This is a genomic window from Methylocystis sp. sgz306128 (genome assembly GCF_056032725.1).
The window spans coordinates 25,177-48,334 of record NZ_JBVYWO010000005.1 but is presented as its reverse complement, the minus strand read 5'-3'; the positions used below and the strand labels follow the sequence as shown (position 1 = coordinate 48,334).

At 61.9% G+C, this 23,158-nt stretch carries 23 protein-coding genes; 9 read left to right on the top strand and 14 right to left on the bottom strand.

From position 1 onward, the window contains the following. Window positions 1–2: 2 nt before the first annotated feature. The 3 genes from AC0N03_RS09845 to AC0N03_RS09835 all read right to left on the bottom strand — a co-directional run bounded on the left by AC0N03_RS09845 (window position 3) and on the right by AC0N03_RS09835 (window position 1,968). On the bottom strand, window positions 3–308 hold the full coding sequence (locus tag AC0N03_RS09845; protein ID WP_474288537.1) for a DUF167 domain-containing protein: 306 nt from the start codon (window positions 306–308) through the stop codon (window positions 3–5). Beyond that, a complete protein-coding gene (locus AC0N03_RS09840; protein ID WP_474288742.1) occupies window positions 308–598 on the bottom strand; it encodes a YggT family protein in 291 nt (96 codons plus the stop codon). Before AC0N03_RS09840 ends, AC0N03_RS09845 begins: the two co-directional genes overlap by 1 nt. Before the next feature lie 80 nt (window positions 599–678). Then, window positions 679–1,968: an Nramp family divalent metal transporter gene (locus AC0N03_RS09835; RefSeq protein ID WP_474288536.1), complete on the bottom strand. Its 1,290-nt coding sequence runs from the start codon at window positions 1,966–1,968 to the stop codon at window positions 679–681. A gap of 119 nt (window positions 1,969–2,087) precedes the next feature. Here AC0N03_RS09835 and mntR point away from each other — a divergent pair, with 119 nt between their 5' ends. Next, entirely contained in the window at window positions 2,088–2,528 is a 441-nt protein-coding gene (mntR, locus tag AC0N03_RS09830; RefSeq protein WP_474288535.1) for a manganese-binding transcriptional regulator MntR, read from the top strand. Here the strand turns inward: mntR and AC0N03_RS09825 are convergent. Both AC0N03_RS09825 and aroB read right to left on the bottom strand, forming a co-directional pair. Then, window positions 2,523–3,809: an HlyC/CorC family transporter gene (locus AC0N03_RS09825; RefSeq protein ID WP_474288534.1), complete on the bottom strand. Its 1,287-nt coding sequence runs from the start codon at window positions 3,807–3,809 to the stop codon at window positions 2,523–2,525. The genes mntR and AC0N03_RS09825 overlap by 6 nt on opposite strands. Beyond that, window positions 3,799–5,559, bottom strand: coding sequence for a 3-dehydroquinate synthase (gene aroB, locus AC0N03_RS09820; RefSeq protein ID WP_474288533.1), 1,761 nt, complete (start codon window positions 5,557–5,559; stop codon window positions 3,799–3,801). The genes AC0N03_RS09825 and aroB overlap by 11 nt, the downstream gene beginning before the upstream one ends. A gap of 159 nt (window positions 5,560–5,718) precedes the next feature. Here aroB and AC0N03_RS09815 point away from each other — a divergent pair, with 159 nt between their 5' ends. From AC0N03_RS09815 to AC0N03_RS09800, 4 genes are all read left to right on the top strand, one after another. After that, window positions 5,719–5,868, top strand: coding sequence for a histidine kinase (locus tag AC0N03_RS09815; protein ID WP_474288532.1), 150 nt, complete (start codon window positions 5,719–5,721; stop codon window positions 5,866–5,868). Beyond that, window positions 5,865–6,818 (top strand): site-specific tyrosine recombinase XerD, encoded by a 954-nt coding sequence (gene xerD / locus AC0N03_RS09810; protein WP_474288531.1) that lies wholly within the window; start codon window positions 5,865–5,867, stop codon window positions 6,816–6,818. Before AC0N03_RS09815 ends, xerD begins: the two co-directional genes overlap by 4 nt. 80 nt (window positions 6,819–6,898) lie before the next feature. Next, on the top strand, window positions 6,899–7,846 hold the full coding sequence (locus AC0N03_RS09805; protein WP_474288530.1) for an acetyl-CoA carboxylase carboxyltransferase subunit alpha: 948 nt from the start codon (window positions 6,899–6,901) through the stop codon (window positions 7,844–7,846). Between the two features lie 155 nt (window positions 7,847–8,001). Further along, a complete protein-coding gene (locus AC0N03_RS09800; protein ID WP_474288529.1) occupies window positions 8,002–9,315 on the top strand; it encodes a L,D-transpeptidase family protein in 1,314 nt (437 codons plus the stop codon). A gap of 66 nt (window positions 9,316–9,381) precedes the next feature. Here AC0N03_RS09800 and leuC read toward each other — a convergent pair whose 3' ends face one another. The 8 genes from leuC to ffh form a co-directional block, all read right to left on the bottom strand. Beyond that, window positions 9,382–10,785: a 3-isopropylmalate dehydratase large subunit gene (gene leuC, locus AC0N03_RS09795; protein WP_474288528.1), complete on the bottom strand. Its 1,404-nt coding sequence runs from the start codon at window positions 10,783–10,785 to the stop codon at window positions 9,382–9,384. Between the two features lie 73 nt (window positions 10,786–10,858). After that, a complete protein-coding gene (locus tag AC0N03_RS09790; RefSeq protein ID WP_474288526.1) occupies window positions 10,859–11,170 on the bottom strand; it encodes a DUF1272 domain-containing protein in 312 nt (103 codons plus the stop codon). Between the two features lie 80 nt (window positions 11,171–11,250). After that, entirely contained in the window at window positions 11,251–12,219 is a 969-nt protein-coding gene (locus AC0N03_RS09785) for a nucleoside hydrolase (RefSeq protein ID WP_474288741.1), read from the bottom strand. A 92-nt stretch (window positions 12,220–12,311) separates the two neighbouring features. Continuing rightward, on the bottom strand, window positions 12,312–12,728 hold the full coding sequence (gene rplS / locus AC0N03_RS09780; protein WP_474288525.1) for a 50S ribosomal protein L19: 417 nt from the start codon (window positions 12,726–12,728) through the stop codon (window positions 12,312–12,314). A 75-nt stretch (window positions 12,729–12,803) separates the two neighbouring features. Further along, a complete protein-coding gene (trmD, locus tag AC0N03_RS09775; RefSeq protein ID WP_474288523.1) occupies window positions 12,804–13,508 on the bottom strand; it encodes a tRNA (guanosine(37)-N1)-methyltransferase TrmD in 705 nt (234 codons plus the stop codon). A gap of 3 nt (window positions 13,509–13,511) precedes the next feature. Beyond that, the gene (gene rimM, locus AC0N03_RS09770; protein ID WP_474288522.1) at window positions 13,512–14,024 is read right to left on the bottom strand and encodes a ribosome maturation factor RimM; all 513 of its coding nucleotides are present in this window, start codon (window positions 14,022–14,024) and stop codon (window positions 13,512–13,514) included. A 209-nt stretch (window positions 14,025–14,233) separates the two neighbouring features. After that, entirely contained in the window at window positions 14,234–14,605 is a 372-nt protein-coding gene (gene rpsP / locus AC0N03_RS09765; RefSeq protein ID WP_474288521.1) for a 30S ribosomal protein S16, read from the bottom strand. A gap of 73 nt (window positions 14,606–14,678) precedes the next feature. Further along, window positions 14,679–16,229, bottom strand: a complete 1,551-nt coding sequence (gene ffh / locus AC0N03_RS09760; protein WP_474288520.1) for a signal recognition particle protein — start codon at window positions 16,227–16,229, stop codon at window positions 14,679–14,681. Between the two features lie 328 nt (window positions 16,230–16,557). On the opposite strand from ffh, the gene AC0N03_RS09755 reads away from it, so the two are divergent. The 4 genes from AC0N03_RS09755 to AC0N03_RS09740 all read left to right on the top strand — a co-directional run bounded on the left by AC0N03_RS09755 (window position 16,558) and on the right by AC0N03_RS09740 (window position 22,371). Further along, complete coding sequence (locus tag AC0N03_RS09755; protein WP_474288519.1) at window positions 16,558–17,364, top strand: DUF3108 domain-containing protein; 807 nt, start codon at window positions 16,558–16,560, stop codon at window positions 17,362–17,364. 589 nt (window positions 17,365–17,953) lie between these two features. Then, entirely contained in the window at window positions 17,954–21,208 is a 3,255-nt protein-coding gene (locus AC0N03_RS09750; protein WP_474288518.1) for a helicase-related protein, read from the top strand. A 6-nt stretch (window positions 21,209–21,214) separates the two neighbouring features. Further along, the gene (locus AC0N03_RS09745) at window positions 21,215–21,598 is read left to right on the top strand and encodes an RNA-binding S4 domain-containing protein (protein WP_474288517.1); all 384 of its coding nucleotides are present in this window, start codon (window positions 21,215–21,217) and stop codon (window positions 21,596–21,598) included. Further along, the gene (locus AC0N03_RS09740) at window positions 21,595–22,371 is read left to right on the top strand and encodes an HpcH/HpaI aldolase family protein (protein ID WP_474288515.1); all 777 of its coding nucleotides are present in this window, start codon (window positions 21,595–21,597) and stop codon (window positions 22,369–22,371) included. The genes AC0N03_RS09745 and AC0N03_RS09740 overlap by 4 nt, the downstream gene beginning before the upstream one ends. On the opposite strand, the gene AC0N03_RS09735 is transcribed toward AC0N03_RS09740, so the two are convergent. Beyond that, a complete protein-coding gene (locus AC0N03_RS09735) occupies window positions 22,359–23,156 on the bottom strand; it encodes a nickel/cobalt efflux transporter (RefSeq protein WP_474288514.1) in 798 nt (265 codons plus the stop codon). The two genes, AC0N03_RS09740 and AC0N03_RS09735, sit on opposite strands and share 13 nt — an antisense overlap. Window positions 23,157–23,158 lie beyond the last annotated feature (2 nt).

Below are 23,158 nucleotides of genomic sequence, written 5' to 3'. Positions count from 1 at the left end.
ATTCAGTCACGCGCAAGCTGCATGAGGCGCGGCGCAAGATCCGCATCGCTGCGCACGAAAACCGATTTGAGGCGCGAAGTTGTGCCGGTCTCCAGCTCCAGAGCCGATTTTGGCACGCCAAGCGCTGCCGAAAGCAATTTGATCAGAGCTGCATTCGCCTTGCCCTCCGCCGGCACCGCCCGCACATAGGCGCGCAACACCTGTGTGCCATCGCTCAGGGCTTCGGGCGCGCCCAGCGCATCGCGTGAACTCTTCGGGTTGAGCCGGATGCGCAGGCGATATCCACCCGCAACCGCCTGCCAGAACATCAGTAGACGTATGGATAGACGTAGGTGATGATTTCCCGCTTGATGAGTATGATCAGCAGCATGACCACGATGGGCGAGATATCGAGGCCGCCCATGTTTGGCAGCATGTTTCGGATGGGGCGCAACACCGGTTCGGTCAGGGCGTTAAGCGCATTCCAGATCGAGCGGACGAGATCATTATGCAGGTTGATGACATTGAAAGCCACAAGCCAGGACAGGATCGCAACCCCGATGATGACATCCATGTAAAGGTCAAGCACCAGCAAAAGCACGTCAAGAAGGGGCCGCATCATTCAACTCCGCTGTTCGATCCGGCGCATTTGTAGCATCCGGCAAAAAATTCAACTATTCTTTTTTTGCAGATCGAAGCTCACAAGGCGCCGATCGTCTGCGCCAGCAGCAGAAAATTCAGCGCCAGAACGATGATGGCGGCGGAGATAACGGCCGCCAGAAAGCGGCGGCTCAGCGCAAAGGCACCCATGATCCGCGGATTGCGCGCGATCATCAGCATGCTGATCACCGGCACCGGCAGAACGAGGCTGAGCACCACCTGGCTGTTGACCAGCGCCCTCGTCTCGTCATAGCCCATAGCGACAATGACAAAGCTTGGCGCCATGGTGATGATGCGGCGCAGCCAGAGCGGTATGGAGAACCCGACGAAATCCTGCATGATCACCTGCCCCGCCATGGTGCCAACGACAGAGCTGGAGAACCCCGAACTGAGCAGGGCCGTCATGAACAGCGCCGCCGCGCCCGCGCCCAGCAGCGGCGTCAGCGTCTTGTAGGCGCTGGCAATATCGGCCACGCCGGCGGCATTGGCGTGAAATGCCTGCGCCGCCATGGCCAGCATGGCCATGTTGATCAGACCCGCCAGCCCGAGCGCCGCCACCACCTCGCGGTTGGAATAGGAGATCAGCTTATGCCGGTCGGCATGATGGCGCACGGGGATGCGTCCGGCCATCAGGCTGGAATGCAGATAGAGCACATGCGGCATCACCGTCGCGCCGATGATACCGACCGCCAGCGTCACGCTATGCCCGCCCGCCAGACGCGGCACCACTGCGGATCTGGCAAAATCAAGCCAGTCCGGCGGCGCAATCATCAGTTCGGCGAGATAGGCAAGGCCGATAAGACCGACAAATCCGGCAATGAGAATTTCCAGCGGACGAAAGCCCCGCTGCTGAATGAGAAGGGCCGCGAAAGTGCCGATGCCCATGACGACAAGGCTGATCAGCAGCGGCAGGCCGAGCAGCAGTTGCAGACCAATAGCGCCGCCCAGAAATTCAGCCAGATCAGTCGCCATGGCGCCGATTTCGGCAAATATCCACATGGCGATGACCACGGGGCGCGGAAAATGATCGCGGCTGAGCGTGGCGAGACTCTTGTCGGTGACGATGCCGATCCGCGCCGAGACCGCCTGAAACAGCATCGCCATGACATTGGCCAGCAGCACCACCCACAGCAGCATGAGGCCATAACTCGCGCCCGCTTCGATATTCGTGGCAAAATTGCCGGGGTCGACATAAGCGACGGACGCGACAAGACTCGGCCCGATAAACGGTAAGGCGGCCCGCCAGCCGCGCAGCTGGCCGTCCAGCACGCTCTGGCCGCGGGCAACCACCTGCTCCGTCCAACTCTTGCCCGGATTCATCGAAGCCATGTCGTCCTTCGCATTGATCAAGCCATGGATGTAGAATGTAGCCTTGGCTACAATCTAGTGAAAAGCGCCCGGTATTCAAGGCCTCTTTGCGGAATGGCGAAAAACTTCTATGAAGGGCTATGACGGAAAGAAAGGCAAAATCCGCTCTGCCGACAGAGATTGTCCAGGCTGGGCGCTTCAGCAAGACGCGCCACGCGCGCGCCGCCGCCCTGCTTGAGGATTATGCCGAGCTGATTTCCGATCTGGCCGCCAATACCGGCGAGGCGCGCGCCACCGACATCGCCCGCCGCCTCGGCGTCTCCCATGCCACCGCCATCAAGACCGTGGCGCGCATGAAACGCGAGGGTCTGGCGACATCAAAGCCCTATCGCGGAATTTTTCTCACCCCCGAAGGGCAGGCGCTGGCCGAGCGCGCGCGGATGCGCCATCGCCTTGTCGTGGCCTTCCTGATCAGGATCGGCGTAAGCCCCGACATTGCCGAGACGGATGCGGAAGGCATAGAGCATTATGTTTCGGATGAGACATTGGCCGTTTTTGCGCGGTTCATCGCGCAATCATGAGGGCTTGCCATTATCCTGCCCGGCGCGGGAGATGCGCAGCAGCGTGATTCGGTTGCGGTTTTTGCGCAGAACCTGAATGCGAAAGCCATAAAATGTGAAGATCTGCCCGACCTCCGGAATGGCCCGCGCGGCATGGATCACCAGGCCGGCGATCGTGGTGGCTTCCTCATCCGGGAGGTCCCAGTCCATCACCCGGTTGAGGTCGCGGATCGGCACCGAACCATCGACATTCACCGAGCCGTCCGGCTGCAGGCGCATGCCCTGCACGGCAAGATCGTGCTCGTCCTTGATGTCGCCGACGATCTCCTCAAGAATATCCTCCAGCGTCACGAGGCCCATCACCTCGCCATATTCATCGACGACAAGCGCAAAATGGGTTTTACGTTTCAGAAAGGCCTGAAGCTGATCCTGCAGCCGGGTCGTTGCCGGCACAAACCACGGATCGAGCGCGATATCGGCAATATTCAGCCTTGACGCATCGCCCTTGGCCGAATCATAGGCACGCAGCAGATCCTTGGCGTGAATGACGCCGACAATATTGTCGGGATTGTCCCGCCAGAGCGGCAGCCGCGTATAGGGCGAGGCCAGCACTTCGCGCACCAGCTCCTCCGCTGGCAGATGCAGGCTGATGGTGCGCATCTTCGTGCGGTGGATCATCACGTCCGAAACCTCAAGATCCTTGAGATCGAGCAGGCCGCCGACCATGTCGCGGTCGGAGCGCTCGACGCCGCCCTCCCGGTGCAGCAGGTCGACCGCGCCCTTGAGTTCCTCATGGCCGGAGAGCAAAAATTCATGTTCGCCATGTTCCATGCCAAAAGGGCGCAGAACCAGTCTGACCAGCGCCTCGATGGCGAACAGGACCGGGCCGAACAAAGCGACGAAGAACGCAATGCCCCGCGCCAGCATTAGGGACATCCGGTCCGGCGCATTGATGGCAATGGTCTTGGGCATGACTTCGGCAAAGACCACCACCAGCGCGGTGATGATCGCCGTGGCGTAAAATACGCCGCGCTCGCCGAAAAGCCCCACCAGCACATTGGTTGTCAGCGCCGCCGCACCGATATTGACCATCTGGTTGCCGAGCAGCATGGCGCCGATGAAGCGGTCGCGCGACAGCATCAGCCGGTTGACGATGGCGGCATTTTTGTCGCCATTCAGTTCGAGCGCATGCATCCGCGCCCTTGAAGATGCCGTGACCGCCGTCTCCGCCCCGGCAAAAAACGCCGAAAGCAGCAGGCTGACCAGCACGATGCCAAGATCGATCCACAGGTTAGCGGCCATGCGCAAGGCCCTCCAATGCAAGATCTTCAGCCAGAAACGCGCGGACATCCTCTGCCGGCACATTTTTGGCGATGAAACTCTGGCCGATGCCGCGCGCCAGAATGAAGGTCAGCGCGCCGCGCTCCACCTTCTTGTCCTGGAACATGGCATCAAGAATGGCTTCTGCGCTCAGGTTCTGATCGATATCCCTGATCCGTGTCGGCAGGCCGACCTGACGCAGATGCTGCTCTACGCGCCCGGCATCCTGCCCGGGGCACAATCCCTGCCGCACCGAAAACCGGAACGCGCAGCACATGCCGATCGCCACGCCCTCGCCATGCACGAGCTTGGCGCTGTCGTAATGCGTCAGGCGTTCGAAAGCATGGCCGAATGTGTGGCCGAGGTTGAGCAGGGCGCGGTCGCCGGTTTCAAATTCATCGCGCTCCACGACCGCAGCCTTGGCGGCGCAACTGCGGGCGATGGCCTCCTGCCGGGCCGCGCCTCCGGCGAAAACTTCGCGCCAGTTATGCTCCAGCCAGTAAAAGAAATCCGGATCGTCGATCAGGCCATATTTGGCAACTTCCGCATAACCGGCACGAAATTCGCGGATGGGCAGCGTATCGAGGCAGGATGTATCGGCCAGCACCAGCGCGGGCTGGTAGAACGCGCCGATGAGATTCTTGCCATGCGGGGAATTGATTCCGGTCTTGCCGCCGACCGACGAATCCACCTGCGAGAGCAGCGATGTCGGCACCTGTACGAAGCGCATGCCGCGGCGCACGGAAGCTGCGGCAAAACCCGCCAGATCGCCGACGACGCCGCCGCCCAGCGCCACGACAATATCGCGCCGCTCCAGCTTGGCGGCAATGATCGCATCGCAGACGCGCTCGAACTGCGCATAGGATTTGGAACTCTCGCCCGGCGGCACGATGACGGGCGTGGAGCGGATGCCTGCCGCCTCAAGGCTTGCCTGCAGCGCGGGCAGGTGAATCTGCGCGACGTTGGCATCGGTGACGATAGCGCAATTGGATTTTGGCGCGAGCGCCGCGATTCTCTCCCCCGCGCTGGCGAGCACATGATCGCCGATCCAGATATCGTAGGCGCGCGCGCCCAGCCCCACCTTCAGGCACACGTCGGCGGTGTCCTTGTGCGTGGCCAGCCCGAACCGCGCCTCCAGCGCGCGCATGATGCTCTCGATGACAATTTCATGCGGGCCGTCCTTGGACAGCACCTCGTGATCGGCCTGCGCATAGACCGGATAGCGCTCCTCAATGAGGCGCATCAACGTGCCCTCCGGATCGGGCGTCTGCAGCAGCGGGCGGTTGCTCTTCTTGCGCACCCGGCGCATCAGCACATCAAAATCGGCCCGGAGCCAGATGGAAATGCCTTTTTCGCCGATTCGGGCGCGCGTCGCCGGCTGGATGAAAGCGCCGCCGCCTGTAGCGATCACCTTCGGGCCGCTTTCAAGCAGACGGGCCACCACCTTGCGTTCGCCCTCGCGGAAATAGGGCTCGCCATGGCGCGCAAAGATTTCGGGAACAGTCATGCGATGCGCCGCTTCGATTTCAGCATCGGCATCGACAAATTCAAGGCCCAGACGCGCGGCCAGCCTCTTGCCGACCGATGTCTTGCCAGCGCCCATCATGCCCACCAGCACAATGGATTTGTCGCCCAGCGCGACAACAAGCGTCCGCGCCCGGGCATCGGGAACAAATTTGTTCAGATCGGAAGACACGCTCCCGCTGTGAGAAGAGTGAGTAGAATGTATCATGCCCCGTGCTTAACACAGTTTCGCCAAAATTTGAGGGGGCGAAGCGAAATAATGCCCGGAAACCGCACCAAAGAACGGCCTGCGGCGGACGGCTTGCATTTTCCTTCTGGCACGCTCACATATTGGCCACCGACGCTTGACCTAAAGGAAAGACCGCGCGTGCCGAGCCTGATCCGCTTTCTTGTGACCATTGCCGTGCTGGCCGGGCTTGGATATGGCGCCGTCTTTGCGCTGGTCACCTTCGTGGTGCCGCAGCAACATGAAATCACGCAGGTCGTTCCCGCCTCAAAGCTCAATTCCGGCAAATGAAAACGCCCGCGCGGCTCGCCGCGGCCTTTCTGGAGATGATCGCCGCCGAGCGGGGCGCCAGCGCCAACACTCTGGCGGCCTATGAACGCGATCTTGCCGATTATCTCGATTTTCTCGCCGACGAGGGGTTCGATCCGCTGAATGTCACGACGAAGGACATTCAGAGCTATCTCGCCGATCTGAACGCGCGCGGCTTCAAGCCGTCCTCGGCGGCGCGGCGCCTCTCCGCCGTGCGGCAGTTCCATCGTTTTCTCTATGCCGAGAACCAGCGCAGCGACGACCCGGCCCTTGTGCTCGATGGCCCGCGTCAGGGCCGCCCTCTGCCCAAAGTGCTGACAATGGATGAAGTGGACCATCTTCTCCGGTCCGCGCGCGCCGCCGCAAAAGACAAGGAAAGCCCCTTTGCGGCGATGCGCCGCGCCAGACTGATCTGTCTCATCGAACTTCTCTATGCCACGGGCCTTCGCGTCTCGGAACTGGTGGCCCTTCCCGCCTCTGCCGCGCGCACGCGGCTCGATTATCTCACAGTCGCCGGCAAGGGCGGGCGCGAGCGCCTTGTGCCGCTCTCAGAGCCGGCCCGCGCCGCCATGCAGGATTATCTCGCGGCGCGCGCGCTGCTTCAGCCAGCGCCGGAGAAGGGCAAATGGCTCTTTCCCGCCGACAGCGATACCGGCCACATCACCCGGCAGGCATTCGCCCGCGACCTCAAGGATGTCGGCGCGCGTGCCGGCATAGCGCCCGCGCGCCTCTCGCCCCATGTGCTGCGCCACGCCTTTGCCAGCCATCTGCTGCAAAATGGCGCCGACCTGCGCATCGTGCAGGAACTGCTCGGTCATGCCGATATTTCCACCACGCAGATCTACACCCACGTGCTGGACGAACGGATGAAAGCCATGGTGCGCGATCTTCATCCTTTGAATAATGGCGCGGATGCTGGTAAGAACAAATGACAATTCACGCAGGGAACTTGACTTGCAAAGCTGAAATCGTCAGTTTCCGGCACCTTTGAACAAGCAAAAGTGAACATTGAATGCGCAGCTATCTCGACTTTGAAAAGCCCGTTGCCGAACTCGAAGCCAAGGTCGAGGAACTGCGCGCCATGTCAGGCAATGGCGTCGCCATCGGCGAGGAACTCACCCGCCTGCAGGCCAAGGCCAGCAAGGCGCTGGCCGATCTCTACACCAATCTGACCCCCTGGCAGAAGACGCAGGTGGCGCGCCATCCGCAGCGCCCGCATTTTTCCGATTACGTGCGCGGCCTGATCGAGGATTTCACGCCGCTGGCGGGCGACCGGCATTTTGCCGAGGATGAGGCCATCATCGGCGGCATCGGCCGTTTCCGCGGCGCATCGGTGATGATCATCGGTCAGGAGAAGGGCTCGGACACCGCATCGCGCCTGCGGCACAATTTCGGCATGGCCCGCCCGGAAGGTTACCGCAAGGCCGTCCGTCTGATGGAAATGGCCGAGAGATTTCGCCTGCCCGTCATTTCGCTGGTGGACACGGCCGGCGCATTCCCCGGCATCGATGCCGAGGAGCGCGGACAGGCCGAAGCCATCGCCCGCTCGACAGACGCCGCTCTGGCGCTCAATGTGCCCAATATAGCGGTTGTGATCGGCGAGGGCGGCTCGGGCGGTGCCGTGGCGATCGCAAGCTGCAATCAGGTGCTCATGCTGGAGCATTCCATCTATACCGTGGCTTCGCCCGAGGCGTCCGCCTCGATCCTGTGGCGCGATTCCGGCCGCGCGCAGGACGCAGCCACAAATATGAAGATCACGGCTCAGGACCTGCTGAAGTTCGGTATAATCGATACCATCATTCCCGAGCCGACAGGCGGCGCCCATGCCGATCCGGCCGCCGCCATCGCCGCGACAGGCAAGGCGCTGGCCAAGGCGCTGGACGATCTCGCCAAAGTGCCGAAGGGCAAAATTCGCGCCCAGCGCGCCGACAAGTTTCTCAAAATGGGTCAGATTGTCTGAGCCAGGAATATTTCTTGGCTTTTATTAAGAGATCATTCACCATATCGGTTGAAAAACGGCATCTCAAGGCTCTTGGTTAATGATTGTTTTCACATTAAATTGAACCATATGTCCGGAATTGACGCTGCTGATTTCAAAAGGATGAATATTTGGCCATGAGACAAGACTTCGCGAAGGTGAGACAGCTGGCTCTCGTGGCAGCGGTCAGCGCCATTGGTCTGAGCCTCGCCGGTTGCGAGGACTCGACCTTCAGTCCGTCCGCCAAGGCGACCCAGCCAATCCCGGCCAAGACCATGGCCCTGATGAACGAAAAGGGTGTCAGCGTCGATTCGCCCGTCCTGATCCGCACCTTCAAGAAAGAAGCGGAACTCGAAATCTGGAAACAGAAGCCGGACGGCACCTATGTCTTCCTGAAGACTTTCCCCATGTGCCGCTGGTCCGGCCAGCTCGGGCCCAAGAAGCGCGAGGGCGATCGTCAGGTTCCGGAGGGCTTCTACACGATCACTCCCGGCCAGATGAATCCGAACTCAGCCTATTATCTCTCGTTCAACGTGGGTTACCCCAATGCCTATGACCGCGCCTATGGGCGCTCGGGCGGGGCAATCATGGTGCATGGCATCTGCTCCTCGGCGGGCTGTTATTCCATGACCAACCAGCAGATGGGCGAGATCTACGCCATCGCGCGCGAGGCCTTCCACGGCGGCCAGCGTGCCATCCAGATGGAATCCTTCCCGTTCCATATGACGGCGGAAAATCTGGCCAAGCACCGGCTGGACCCGAACATGCCGTTCTGGCGTAACCTGAAGGAAGGGTCCGACCATTTCGAAATCACGAAGCGGGAACCTCAGGTGGGTGTCTGCGGCAAGCGCTACGTCTTCGATGTGCAGGCGGCCAATGGCGGGCATCTTGATCCCGTCGCCGCTTGCCCGCCCCTGAAAATGGATGACCAGCTGGCTGCCGAAGTCGCGGCCAAGGACGCCAAGGATGAGCGCGAGGTCGCCAGCCTTGTCGCCAGCGGCGTCAAGCCGATCGAACTCGTCTATCAGGACGGCGGACAAAATCCCGAATTCCGTGACCGCGTCACCGAGATGAGCCGTCCCGAAGCCATCGCCGAAGGCCCGACTGAAATCGTGCTCGATAACAACGGCAAGCCGGTCAAGGCCCCTGCTCCGGTGCAGCAGGCCAGCGCGCCCGCCGCCAAAGTGGCGAGCGCCGCTCCGGCAGCGGCAAGCCCCGCACCCGCGTCGGGCGGGTTGCTGTCCTTCACGCAGGCCCCGGAGACAACGCCGGCCAGCTTCAAGCCAACCCAGACGGCCAGCGCCGGAACAGTGTCGTCCTTCTTCAAGAAATGGCTGCCGTTCGGACAGGATGACACGACAGCATCGAATATCCCCGTCAGCGAGCCAGCCTCGCCGCAGCCGGCGGATGTGCCCGTGCCGCCGCACCGGCTTGTCACCAGCGTCAACTGATATTCACCACATAAAAAAAACCCCGCCTCTCCGGCGGGGTTTTTTGTTGTCTCATCCGATACCGGATCAGAATTTGCGCACATCCACGAAATGGCCGGCAATGGCCGCCGCGGCCGCCATGGCGGGCGAGACGAGGTGCGTGCGGCCCTTGAAGCCCTGACGGCCCTCGAAATTGCGGTTCGATGTCGATGCACAGCGCTCATGCGGCGCCAGCTTGTCCGGGTTCATGGCAAGACACATGGAGCAGCCCGGCTCGCGCCATTCAAAACCGGCATCCTTGAAGATCTTGTCCAGTCCTTCGGCTTCGGCCTGCGCCTTCACCAGGCCCGAGCCCGGCACGACCATGGCGTTCACGCTGGCAGCCACATGCTTGCCCGCAACCACCTTGGCGGCGGCGCGCAGATCTTCGATGCGTCCGTTGGTGCATGAGCCGATGAACACGCGGTCGATGGCAATATCCGTCATCTTCTCGCCGCCCTTGAGGCCCATGTAATCAAGCGCGCGCTTGATGGTGGCGCGCTTCTGCTCGTCCTGAGCGTCCTCCGCACGCGGCACAGTGCCGTCAATGCTGGCCACGTCCTGCGGGCTGGTGCCCCAGGTGACGATGGGCGCAATATCGGCAGCATTGAGATGAATCTCGCTGTCGAAATGCGCGCCTTCATCGGTGTGCAACTGCGACCAGTAATGCACCGCCTGATCCCAGGCTGCGCCCTTCGGCGCCTTCGGGCGATCCTTGAGGTAGGCAAAAGTCTTTTCATCGGGCGCGATGAGGCCGGCGCGCGCGCCGCCTTCAATCGACATGTTGCAGACCGTCATGCGGCCTTCCATAGACAGGGCACGGATCGCCTCGCCCGCATATTCAATGACATGGCCGGTACCGCCCGCCGTGCCGATCTTGCCGATGATGGCGAGCACGATGTCCTTGGCGGTGCAGCCTTCCGGCAGCACGCCGTCCACCGTGACGCGCATGTTCTTGGCCTTGGCCTGAATCAGCGTCTGGGTGGCGAGCACATGCTCCACTTCCGAGGTGCCGATGCCGTGGGCCAGCGCGCCGAAAGCGCCATGCGTGGAGGTGTGGCTGTCGCCGCATACAATGGTGGTGCCGGGCAGCGTGAACCCCTGCTCCGGGCCGATGATGTGCACGACACCCTGACGGCGATCAAGCTCGGAATAATATTCGATGCCAAATTCGCGGGCATTTTCAGCGAGCTGAGCGACCTGTATGCGGCTTTCCGGGTCGGAAATGCCTTTCGAACGGTCGGTGGTCGGCACATTATGGTCAACCACGGCCAGCGTCTTCGAGGGCGCGCGCACCTTGCGGCCTGTCATGCGCAAGCCCTCGAACGCCTGCGGACTGGTCACTTCATGCACGAGATGGCGGTCGATATAGAGCAGGCAGGTGCCGTCTTCCTGTGTATCGACGACATGGTCGTCCCAGATCTTGTCGTAAAGTGTGCGTGCTTTGGTCATTTTCAACCTAACTCTGTGAACCCGGTTTGACCGTCATATAATCGAGACGGGTATAAATTCCAAGTGAAACGTCTCAGCGCCTCTCCGGCGGCACATTCCGCACCCTCATGCTGAAGGCGGCAATATCCGCTTTGGAATAGGACAGGTGCACGCGCCGGGTCGAAGGCGGACGTTTGGCGACGCTCAGACCTTCACGCCATCCCGTCGCCGGGCGGATGGGACGCGGCGCAAAGCCACCGCCGCAATTGGGGCAGACATTGTGCAGATGCGTCTCGACGCAATCCGCGCAGAACGTGCATTCAAACGTGCATATCCGCGCCTCAGGAGCATGAGGCGGCAGATCCTTGTCGCAATATTCGCAATTGGGGCGCAACTCCAGAGCCATTCTTCACCTCACCACATCAACGTAAAGCAGCCGTCTCAACCCGGATCATGCGCCGGATCAAGCAAAGGAGACAGGCCTGCCTAGACCGCTGCGGCCCGGGCACCTTCCATAATCGTATCCCGATAGAGATCGAGAAGCGCCGCGCTCTGCACATCGGTGCAGATTTTATGCGACGGCCTGCCGTCCCAGGGCGAGGGCGCATGCGCCCGCAGATCGGATTTCTGGATGGTCTGGCCATAGGCGATGCCGTCCATCACCACGCGGATCGGGCCGGTGCGTGTCCTGAACAGTTCCGGCGCGATCAGATAACCCACGGCGGAAGAATCATGCACGCAGATGCCCTCGACGCCGAAGGAATGATAGAAGCGCTCATACAGCCGCGTGATATCCCAGATGAAAGCGCCGGTTTCGCCGCAATCCCGGTGCAGCGCCTCAAGATGCGGACGGCGCATCACCGTCTCCATGGTGACATCGAGGCCCACGACCGTCAGCGGCCAGTCCGCCGCGAAAATCTCGTCCGCTGCCAGCACGTCGCCATGGATATTGGCCTCGGCGGCCGGGGTGATATTGCCAAGATGGCCGTGATGGCCGAAGGCCCCGCCCATGATGACAACCTCCTTAACCAGCGCGGCAATATCCGGCGCCTCGCGCAAGGCCAGCGCCAGATTGGTCATGCGGCCCACCGCGACAAGCGAAATCTCGTTGGGGCTGGCCCGCACCCGATCGATTATGAACCGATGCGCCGGGCGCGGATCGATTACGCCGGTCATTTCCGGCACGCCGATGTCGCCAAGACCGTCAGCGCCGTGAATATGGGCCGGCGCCGGATGAAACACGCCGAGCAGCGGCAATGCCGCCCCCTGTGCCACCGGCGCGGGAATATTGAATTTCTGCTTCAGATACAACGCATTGCGGGTGGTGATGCCGATTGCGGCATTGCCCATGACTGTGGTTATGCCCACCAGTTCGACCTGCGGCGCGTGATGCAGAAACAGCAGCGCCATCGCATCATCTATACCCGGATCAGTGTCGAAAATGACCTTCTTGATCTGCATGCCGCACCTGTTCTGGCCGCCTGAAATGCAAACGGCGCGACCTTGAGGGGACGCGCCGCGAAGAAACGAGAAAAGAGGAAAGACCCTTACTTTTCAGCCTTGGCTGCCTTCTTGGCTTCGATGCGGGCAGCCTTGTCGCTGGCGGACTCCGTACGCTCGGCGATACGGGCCGATTTGCCGCGACGGTCGCGCAGGTAATAGAGCTTGGCGCGGCGCACGGCACCACGGCGCACAACCTTGATCGACTCGATCATCGGCGAAAAGACCGGGAAAACGCGCTCGACGCCTTCACCATAGGAAATCTTGCGGACGGTGAAGCTTTCATTGAGGCCGCCGCCGTTGCGGGCGATGCACACGCCTTCATAGGCCTGCACGCGGACACGCTCGCCTTCCTTCACCTTGACATTGACAATCACGGTGTCGCCGGGCTGAAAATCGGGGGTTTCGCGGACTGCGGCCAGCTTTGCGGCCTGTTCAGCTTCAAGTTGTTCAATAATGTTCATTGTCATACTCCGTTTGGCTCTGCCAGCGTTTTCGGCACGCTTGTTTTCAGTTGCGCGCTGCTCTTACACGAGTGTTCAGGCTTTGTCGAGAGGCGGAAGGCCGTATTTCGCCGCCATGTCCGGACGGCGCTCCTGCGTCAGGCGCTCCGCCTGCGCGCGCCGCCAGGCCGCAATTTTCGCATGATCGCCCGAAAGCAGCACATCGGGAATGGCGCGCCCCTCCCATTCGCGCGGTCGCGTGTACTGGGGATGTTCGAGCAGACCGCTCTCGTGGCTTTCCTCAAGGCCGGACGCCTCCTTGCCCATGATGCCGGGAATGAGCCGCACACAGGCGTCCAGCACGATAAAGGCCGCCATTTCGCCGCCGGAGAGCACATAATCGCCGATGGATACTTCTTCGAGGGCGCGCCCGCCAATCACCCGCTCATCGACGCCTTCAAAACGTCCGCATACCAGAACCAGCCCCGGCCCCGCACTCCAGCGCCGCACGTCGCTCTGGTGCAATGGCCGTCCGCGCGGGCTCATGAGCAGGCGCGGGCGCTCGTCGCGCGGCAGGGCATCGAGGCCAGCCGCCAGCACATCCGCCCGCAAAACCATGCCCGGGCCGCCGCCCGCCGGTGTGTCGTCGACAGCGCGGTGGCGTCCAAGACCATGATCGCGGATATTGCGCGCCTCCAGCGACCACAGGCCGTGGGCCAGCCCGTCGCCCGCCAGCGACATGCCGAGCGGGCCGGGAAACATCTCCGGATACAGCGTGAGAACAGTGGCGGCAAAAGCCATGGCCTATTCCGCCTCGCCCTCGAGCAGGTCCGGCAGATTGACCACGATGCGCCCGCCGGCGACATCGACCAGCGGAACGACGGCCTTGGTGAACGGAAGAAGCAGCGTCTCGCCCTCCGGCGGCGCTATTTCGACAATATCCCCCGCGCCATAATTCTCCAGGGCGCGGACATGGCCGATCAGATCGCCATCGCCGGTCTCGGCCCTGAGGCCGATCAGATCGGAATAATAGAATTCTTCTTCGTCCGGCGGCGGCAATTGCGCGCGCGGCACGAAAAGTTCGAGATTGGTCAGCGCCTGCGCCGCGCCGCGGTCCTTGATGCCGGCCACCTGCGCGACAAACATGTCGTCTTTCAGATGACGCAGCGCGGAAAGACGGAACATGCGTCCGTCCTTCGTCTGCACGGGGCCGTAGTCGCCGATGGCGGCGGGATCCTGTGTGTAGGATTTCAGGCGAATTTCACCGCGCACCCCATGGGCTGCGCCAAAGACGCCAACGAGCACCAGATCAGACATGGCGGCAGCTCCCGATCGAGGGGTGTTAATTCTTCTCACCCTTCGACAACGCAGGAGGAGAAGATCTATATCCCCCGCCCTTGCTCAGGGCGAGGGATATGATGAGCGCCCACCCTTCGGCGGGGGCGGATAAGACTCAACATTTTGCCTCATCCTGAACTTGTCGAAGGACAGAGCCTGTCGAAGGATGAGGAAGAGCGGCAGACTTATTATTCAGCCGGTGCTTCGGCAGCGGCGGCGGCCTTTTCAGCAGCAGCAGCGGCGGCGGCAGCGCGTTCCTGCGCCTTCTTCTTCGGCTTGGCCTTTTCGGGATTGTTGCCAGCCGGGCGGCTGACGACACCGAGGCTGTCCAGCAGGCGCAGCACGCGGTCGGTCGGCTGAGCGCCCTTGCCCATCCAGACCTTGGCCTTTTCCACATCGAGAACGAGGCGGGTCGCATCGTCCTTCTTCTTCAGCGGATCGAACGTGCCGATACGCTCGATGAAGCGGCCGTCGCGCGGCATGCGCGAGTCGGCAACGATGATGCGGTAGAACGGACGCTTCTTGGCGCCGCCGCGGGCGAGACGAATTTTCAACGACATAGCTTACTTCCTTCTTTGATAGTCCCTGAACCATGCGGCCTTGAACGGGAACCCTGGCGTTCAAGGCACGAATTCACTTCTTCTTTCCGAACGGATTAAACCCGCCAAGACCGGGAAGACCGCCGAGACCCGGCAGTTTCGGCAATGTGGGCGCGCCTTTGGCGAAGAGTTCCGGCGGCGGCTCATCCGGCAATTTCGGCAGGCCCGGCACCTGCTTCTGCAATTGCGCCATCTGCTCGGGCGACGGCATGCCGCCGGGCATCATGCCGCCTGCTCCGCCGCCAAGGCCGAACATGGACGCCATCTTGCCAAGCGCCCCCTTGCCCGAGGCCGAACCCATCTGTTTCATCATGTCGGCGGTGGCGCGGTGCTGCTTGAGAAGCTTGTTGACCTCTTCCACAGTCGTGCCGGCACCGGCGGCGATCCGCTTCTTGCGCGATGCCTTGAGAATATCGGGGTTGCGCCGCTCCTTCGGCGTCATGGACAGGATGATCGCGCGCTGCCGCTTGATGATACGGTCGTCGATCTTGCCCGCAAGCTGGTCCTTCATCTTGCCCATGCCGGGCAACATGCCCATCAGCGAGCCAAGCCCGCCCATTTTTTCCACCTGCGCGAGCTGATCCGCCATATCGGCAAGGTCGAACTTGCCCTTTTTCATCCGCTCGGCGATCTGCATGGCCTTTTCGGCATCGATCGTCTGGGCGGCCTTCTCCACAAGGCTGACAATGTCGCCCATGCCCAGAATGCGGTTGGCAATGCGCACGGGATGGAAATCGTCGAGATCGTCGACCTTTTCGCCGATACCGATCAGCTTGATCGGCTGGCCGGTGACAGCGCGCATCGAGAGCGCCGCGCCGCCGCGCCCGTCGCCATCGACACGGGTGAGCACAATTCCGGTTATGCCAACGCGCTCATGAAAATTGCGGGCGAGATTGACGGCATCCTGACCGGTCAGCGCATCCGCGACCAGCAGAATTTCATGCGGGCGGCTCGCGGCCTTGATCTCGGCCATTTCGGCCATGAGCGGCTCGTCGATATGCGTGCGGCCCGCCGTATCGAGCATGACCACATCATAGCCCTGCAGGCGGGCGGTTTCCTCAGCGCGCTTCGCGATCTGCACCGGTGTCTGCCCGGCGATAATCGGCAAGGTGTCGATGCCGACCTGACGTCCGAGAACGGCCAGTTGTTCCTGCGCTGCCGGACGCTTGACGTCGAGCGAGGCCATGAGCACCTTGCGCTTCATGCGCTCGGAGAGACGCTTGGCAATCTTGGCCGTGGTCGTGGTCTTGCCGGCGCCCTGCAAGCCCACCATCATGATGGCCACGGGCGGCGCGGCGTCGAGATTGATCGGGCTGGCGTCCGAACCCAGCGTTTCGACAAGAACGTCGTTGACGATCTTGATCACCATCTGGCCCGGCGTCACCGATTTAATGACATTGGCGCCGATGGCCCGTTCCTTCACCTTTTCGGTGAAGCCGCGCACGACATCAAGCGAGACGTCAGCCTCCAGCAGGGCGCGGCGCACCTCGCGCAGGGCGACATTGACATCTTCCTCGCTCAGCGCGCCGCGCCGGGTGAGTGTGTCAAAAATCGAAGAGAGCTTGGAACTGAGGCTCTCGAACATGTGTCATCCTCTCGCCTGCGCGGCAGGTTCAAACCACGCGACCCGCAAACCCGGCAGCGCGGGTTACAGATACGCACAAAACAAAACGCGCCCGAGAACGTCAGGTTTCAACCCATCGCTGTCGGACGTGCGCCGCCTGACCCGAAGGCCATGATCACGGCATAATTGTTCAATAAGAACGGGTGTCTTTTAATCCTGCCCGCCGCCGGAGTCAAATTGCCATTACGGAAATTTTGCCTATATGTGACACTGGTATTTTGCCCCAGCCGCCTCGACAGAATCGCAAATGCCTGATTCAATGAATATTTATCAGTGAACCCGAATCGCAATGCACCTGCACAGATATTTCCGCGCCGCACGAATTCCGCTCGCAGCCGCCCTTTCGCTGGCCTCGGCGGCGTTCTCTCCCACATTCGCCGATACGATCCAGATCAAATATGCCGTAAGCCTGTCGATATTGCCGATCGGAGCCGCTTTTTTCAACGGAACCGTGACCGCGACATCCTACAAGGTTGAAGCCGGCGCGAAAGTGACTGGCATAGCCTCGCTCGTGTCGAGTTCGAAGGGCGTCGCCACCGCTACGGGCAGCATCGACGGCGCGCGGATCCTGCCCGCCACCTACGCCACCACGGCCTCCAATTCGAAAATGACGCGCACCATACGCATGGCAATGAGCGGCGGCGCGGTCAGCGGCCTCGAAATCAACCCGCCCTTCGAGGAAATTCCCGATCGTGTGCCGATCAAGGATACCGACGTCCAGAATATTGTCGATCCGCTCGGCGCGATGGTCATGACCTTTACCGGCGATACAATCAATGAAAGCGCCTGCGCCCATAAACTGCCTGTTTTCGATGGCGGCGCGAGGTTCGACATTACTTTGTCCTTCGCCGAGACAAAAACCGTGAAGGTGAAGGGTTATTCTGGTCCGGTGGCTGTCTGCCATGTGCGCTACACCCCGGTATCGGGCCACAGGCCGAACCGCCCGGCCACCAAATTCATGGAAGAGAACAAGGATATCGACATCTGGCTGGCGCCCATCGGCGCGCTTCATGTCGCCGTACCCTTGCGCATCTCGCTCAAGACCATGACGGGAACGGCGGTTGTCGAGGCCAGCGAATTCAACGTCACGCATTAACTTTTCCGGCGCGGCGCAACGCCTGATCCATGCGCCAAGGGGCCGCACCGGGCCGCGTTAGCCTGTGCCATTCAGGGATAAATTCTTAATTTGTGAAGCCGCCCGGCATAAAAACACTTTCCTCCTGCGGAAAAATCCAGATTGATATGAGAAAAAATTGCCTCAGATCGGCGCTTTGATCCCGAGACAGAGCATGAACATGGATGAAATGCCGATTCGGACATGGTCTGTTTCCCTCCTGATCGGCAGGGTTAACAGGCAGCACGAAAACTTCCTGCTTGACACAGGATCGGCCACAAACCGTCCGCGAACGGTGATTCGAAAACAATTGCGGCGCTGAAACAATATGTGGTAGGCACATGGCCCATGCTCATCTTCATCCTGTAGGAACAAAACCAGATTCGATCGACAATACCGATTCGCCCCCGTTTCGTTCCGGCAACGTTCGAAAGATGAATCTGCAGGGCCTGTCCTGTATCATTCCGGGCCGCATCAGGTCGGGCTTCGGGCAAAGGAATTGTCAAAAGCATTGTAACGTGTAACGTCCACCAGCGCCGGGGCTTTCCCGTGCCGCCAAGCCAAACCGCAGATGAACATACAAACGCCACGCCGCAGTCTTGAAGTTTCCGAACGGGCCAGGAATGTGCTGGCGGTTCTGGGGCCGACCAACACCGGCAAGACCCATCTTGCGATCGAGCGGATGTTGGAGCATTCCAGCGGCATGATCGGCCTGCCTTTGCGCTTGCTGGCGCGCGAGGTCTACAACAGGGTTGTGGCCAAGGTCGGCCCGGAGGCCGTCGCCCTCATCACGGGCGAGGAAAAAATCAAGCCAAAGCAGCCGCGCTACTGGATCAGCACCATCGAGGCCATGCCCCGCGACATTTCCGTCGCCTTTGTTGCCATCGACGAAATTCAGCTTGCCGGAGACCTTGACCGCGGCCACACCTTCACCAACCGCATTCTCAACATGCGGGGACGCGAGGAGACGATGCTGCTGGGCGCCGCCACCATGGCGCCGGTGCTGGAGCGCCTGCTGCCGGGCGTCACCATCGTCTCGCGCCCGCGCTTGTCCGATCTTGCCTTCGCCGGCGACCGCAAGCTCACCCGCCTTGCGCCGCGCAGCGCCATTGTCGCCTTTTCGGCGGAGGAAGTTTACGCCATAGCCGAACTGATGCGCCGTCAGAAGGGCGGCGTGGCCGTCGTTCTGGGCGCGCTCTCGCCGCGCACGCGCAATGCGCAGGTCGAACTCTACCAGAACCGCGACGTCGATTATATTGTCGCGACCGACGCCATTGGCATGGGGCTCAATCTCGATGTCGAGCATGTGGCTTTCGCCGCAGACAAGAAATTCGACGGCTGGCAGCGCCGCCGCCTGACCCCGGCGGAAATGGGCCAGATCGCGGGACGCGCCGGGCGGCACATCAAGGACGGCACCTTCGGCACCACGGGGCGTTGTCTGCCCTTCACCGACGATATTGTCGAGATGCTTACCGAACACCGCTTCGATCCCGTCACGACGCTGCAATGGCGCAACAGCGAACTTGATTTTTCATCCCTGAGGGATCTTCAGGCGAGCCTTGATGTCATTCCCGAGGAATATGGCCTCACCCGCGCGCCGGTGGGCGAGGATATCCTCGTGCTGGACATTGCCGCACATGACGAAACCATCCAGCGCAATGTCAAGACCCGCGCCGATCTGATGCGGCTTTGGGACGCCTGCCAGATTCCGGACTATCGCAAGGTCTCTCCGGCCGCGCACGCGGATCTGGCACTGACCATATTTCAGTTTATTGTCCGGGCCGGACGCATCCCCGACGACTGGTTCAGCCGCCATCTGACGCAGTTTGACCGCAACGATGGCGACATAGATACATTATCGGCACGAATAGCGCAGGTTCGCAGCCTGACCTATATTGCCAATCGCCCAGATTGGCTTATTGATCCTGAATATTGGCAAGGTGTTGCCAGACAGGTTGAAGATCGTTTATCAGACGCATTGCATGAACGTTTGACCCAAAGGTTTGTTGACCGGCGGACAAGCCTTCTCATGCGCCGATTGAGAGAGAATGCCATGCTTGCAGCGGAAATCACCGCCACCGGAGATGTCAAGGTCGAGGACCACCACGTGGGCCGCCTGGAAGGATTCCGCTTCACGCCTGATCCGCAGGCCTCCGGCGAGGAGGCCAAGGCCCTCAACGCCGCGGCACATCAGATTCTTGGCGCCGAACTTGAAAAGCGCGCCGCCAGGCTGAACGAGGCCGTGGACGAATCGCTCGTGCTCTCGAACGACGGTACCCTGCGCTGGCTCGGCGAGGTCATCGCCAAGCTCATGCCGGGCGAGAAAATCCTGCAGCCTCATCTGCGCCTGCTCGCCGACGACCAGCTTTCCGGCGCCGCGCTGGAACTGGCGCAGAACCGCGTCAATCTCTGGCTCGCCCAGCACCTCAAAAAGCTGCTCGGGCCGCTGTTCGCGCTGGAAAGCGGCGAAGGGCTGGAGGGCATTGCCCGCGGCATCGCCTTCCAGATCGCCGAGAACCTCGGCGTGCTGGAGCGCTCCAAGGTCGCCAATGACATGAAGTCGCTGGATCAGGAAGGCCGCGGCGCTCTGCGCAAGGCCGGCGTGCGTTTTGGCGCCTATCACATCTATCTGCCCGCCCTGATCAAGCCTGCGCCGCGCGCGCTTGCCGCGCAGCTCTGGGCGCTGAAGCACGGCGGCTCGTCTGAGATCAAAGGTCTCGTCGAAGTGCCGCATCTGGCCGCATCTGGACGCACGTCCTTCGCCGCCGACAAGGATGTGCCCAAGGGTCTTTACCGCGCCGCCGGCTTCCGCCTTTGCGGGGAACGCTGTGTGCGTGTCGATATTCTCGAACGCCTCGCCGATCTCATCCGCCCGGCTGTCAATTACCGGCCCGGCACGACGCCGGGAGACCCGCCGCCCGGCGCCGCCGACGAAGACGGTTTTATTGTTACCGTGGGCATGACTTCTCTGGCCGGATGCTCGGGCGATGATTTTGCCGCCATTCTGCGCTCGCTCGGCTATACGGCCACAAAACGGCCCGGCCCGGCCATTTCAGTGCCGCTGGTGCCTCTGGCCCCGACCACGCCGGTGCAGAGCGAGCCCAAGACAGCGGAAGATGCGGCGCTGACGCCGGATACTGCACAGGAAGCAGCTTCGCCGGATGCGGCAACAGGCGAAACAGCCGCCGAAGCAACATCGGCGCCCGACGTGATTGCGCAGGAAGTGACCGCGCCGGAACCAGTCGCAGCGGCTGAAGCCGAAACAACGCCCGCCCTCGCCGAGGCGACGTCTGCGCCACTTCATGAGCCCGAACCCGTCGACATGGAAGCCGGAGAGATCATCGCCGCGCCACAGCCGGAACTGGCCGCCGCCGAGCCATCAGAGCCGGTATTGGTCGAAATCTGGCATATGCAGCGCCATGTGCATCATCACCGCGACCATCACCACCGGCAGGAACGCCGCCACCAGCCGCAGCGCCCGGCCACGCCAGCCGGAGAGGCGCCTGCGGGCGGCGAGCAGCAGCCCGGCCAGCGCGCCAGACGCTTCGAGAAATTCGGCAAGGCCGCGCCGCAGGGCCAGAGAGGCGAGCACAACCGTCAGGACGGCGGCCGCCCGCAGGAAGGCAAACGTCCCAATGAGGGCAAGCGCCCGCATGACGGCAAGCGGCCCTTCGGCGGCAAGGGGCAGGATGAGCGCGGCAGGCCGCGCGGCGCGCCCTTCGCCTCCACCGAAGCGCCCAAGGGCCGCGACAAGCAGCCTGATCCGGATTCGCCCTTCGCCAAGCTGCTGGCGCTGAAGGCCGCGATGGAAGGGAAGAAGGACTGACCCGGCATGACGACGCAAACGGCAGCCGGCAAGCAACGCCTCGATAAATGGCTCTGGTTCGCCCGCGTCGTCAAAACCCGGTCTCTCGCCGCCAGACTGGTGGCTGAAGGCCATGTCCGCGTCAATTCCGAACGCGTAGACTCGCCTTCCAGAGCGATCCGCCCGGCAGATGTGCTCACCATAGCTCTTGAGCGGCAGGTGCGTGTGCTCAAAGTACTTGGATGCGGCACGCGCCGCGGCCCTTTCGAAGAAGCCCGCCTGCTGTTCGAGGACCTCTCGCCGCCACCGCCGCCGCGGGAAGCCGCGCCTGCCGCGCGCGAAGCCGGTTCTGGCCGCCCCACGAAGCAGGAGCGCCGCGCGCTCGACCATTTTCTGGATCAATCCCGATGACATCGATTCTCGATATATTGCCCGGCGCCATCCGCCAGCACAGGCAGCTTCTGGTGGCCTGGGCGACCAGCCTTGATCCGGCCAATGCGGAATTGCTGGTGCATGCGGGCTTTGATGCCGCCCTCTTCGACATGCAACACGGCACCTGCGACATGGCGGCGGCCATACGCGGCATAGCGGCTGTTGCGCTCGCCGGAAAGCCAGCCATCGTGCGCATTCCCGTCGGCGAATTCCAGAGCGCCTCGCGCGCGCTTGATGCCGGGGCGGCGGCTGTTGTCGCGCCGATGATCAATTCGGGCGCCGACGCCCAGATGTTCGCCGATTTCATGAAATACCCGCCGATGGGCCGCAGGTCGTGGGGCGCCTATCGCGGCGTCGAATTTTCCGGCACGGAACCTCAGACCTATCTTGCCGAGGCCAATGCGAAGCAGCTTGCCATCGCCATGATCGAAACGCGCGAGGCCTTGGCGGCTCTCGAGGATATTCTGGCCGTTCCGGGCATTGACGGCGTGTTCATCGGCCCGTCCGATCTCTCCATCACGCTGTCCAATGGCACATTGAACCCGCGGTCCGAGGCGGTGATGGAAGCTCTGGCCCATATCGGCGCCAGAGCCAGTGCGCATGGCAAATTTGCCTCTGCCTTCGGGCTGGACGGGCCGCATGCCCGGATGCTGCTCAAGATGGGCTATGCCTTCGCCACAGTCTCGACAGAGGCGGCGATGCTGCGCGCCGGCGCAACGGCGGAACTGGCGCTGGCGCGTCAGAAGGACTGAACGCCCTCAACAATCATGAAGAGGCCGATGGCCATCATCAGCAGGCTGGAGAACAAAGGCAGCCGCCTGAACCAGTGTCCGTGGCCAGAGAAATAGCTCTCGGCATGGCGCAGGCCCCAGGCCGCAAGCACGCCAACGCCAACCAGCGTCAGCGCCAGCCCCAGCGAGAAAGCCGCCACCATGGCCGCCCCGAGCACAAAGGCCTTGAGCTGCAGGCTGATCAGCAGAACGGTGATCGCGGCGGGACAAGGCAGCAGGCCGGCCGAGAGGCCAAACACCGCGATCTGCCCTGATGTTGCCGTCCGCGCGCCAAACCGTGCGGCAATGTCGCGCGCATGGGCCGCCGCATGGGCATCCTCGTCGTGGTCATCATGGTGATGTCCGTGGTGCCCGTCATGATCATGGTGATGATGATCATCGTGATCATGATGATGATCGTGCGACCCGGGCATAACCCGCGACATGGTCCAGAACGCCAGCGCGAAGATCAAAGCGCCGGAAATCAGCAGCAGATAAGGCTCGATGCGCGAATTGATCAGTTCAGGCCCGAAATAGAGTCCGGTCAGCGCAACGGCCGCCACTACAAGCGAATGTGAAACTGCCGCACACAGGCCCAGCAGAACCGCCTGCGCGATCGTTCCGCGCACAGCGATGATGAAAGCCGCCATCATGGATTTAGAGTGGCCAGGCTCCAGCCCGTGCAAAGCGCCAAGCAGCACCGCCAGAGGCAGGTAAAGCCAGGATGTGCCTGCACCCGAACTGATTAAAGCAGCAATATCCGGCATGA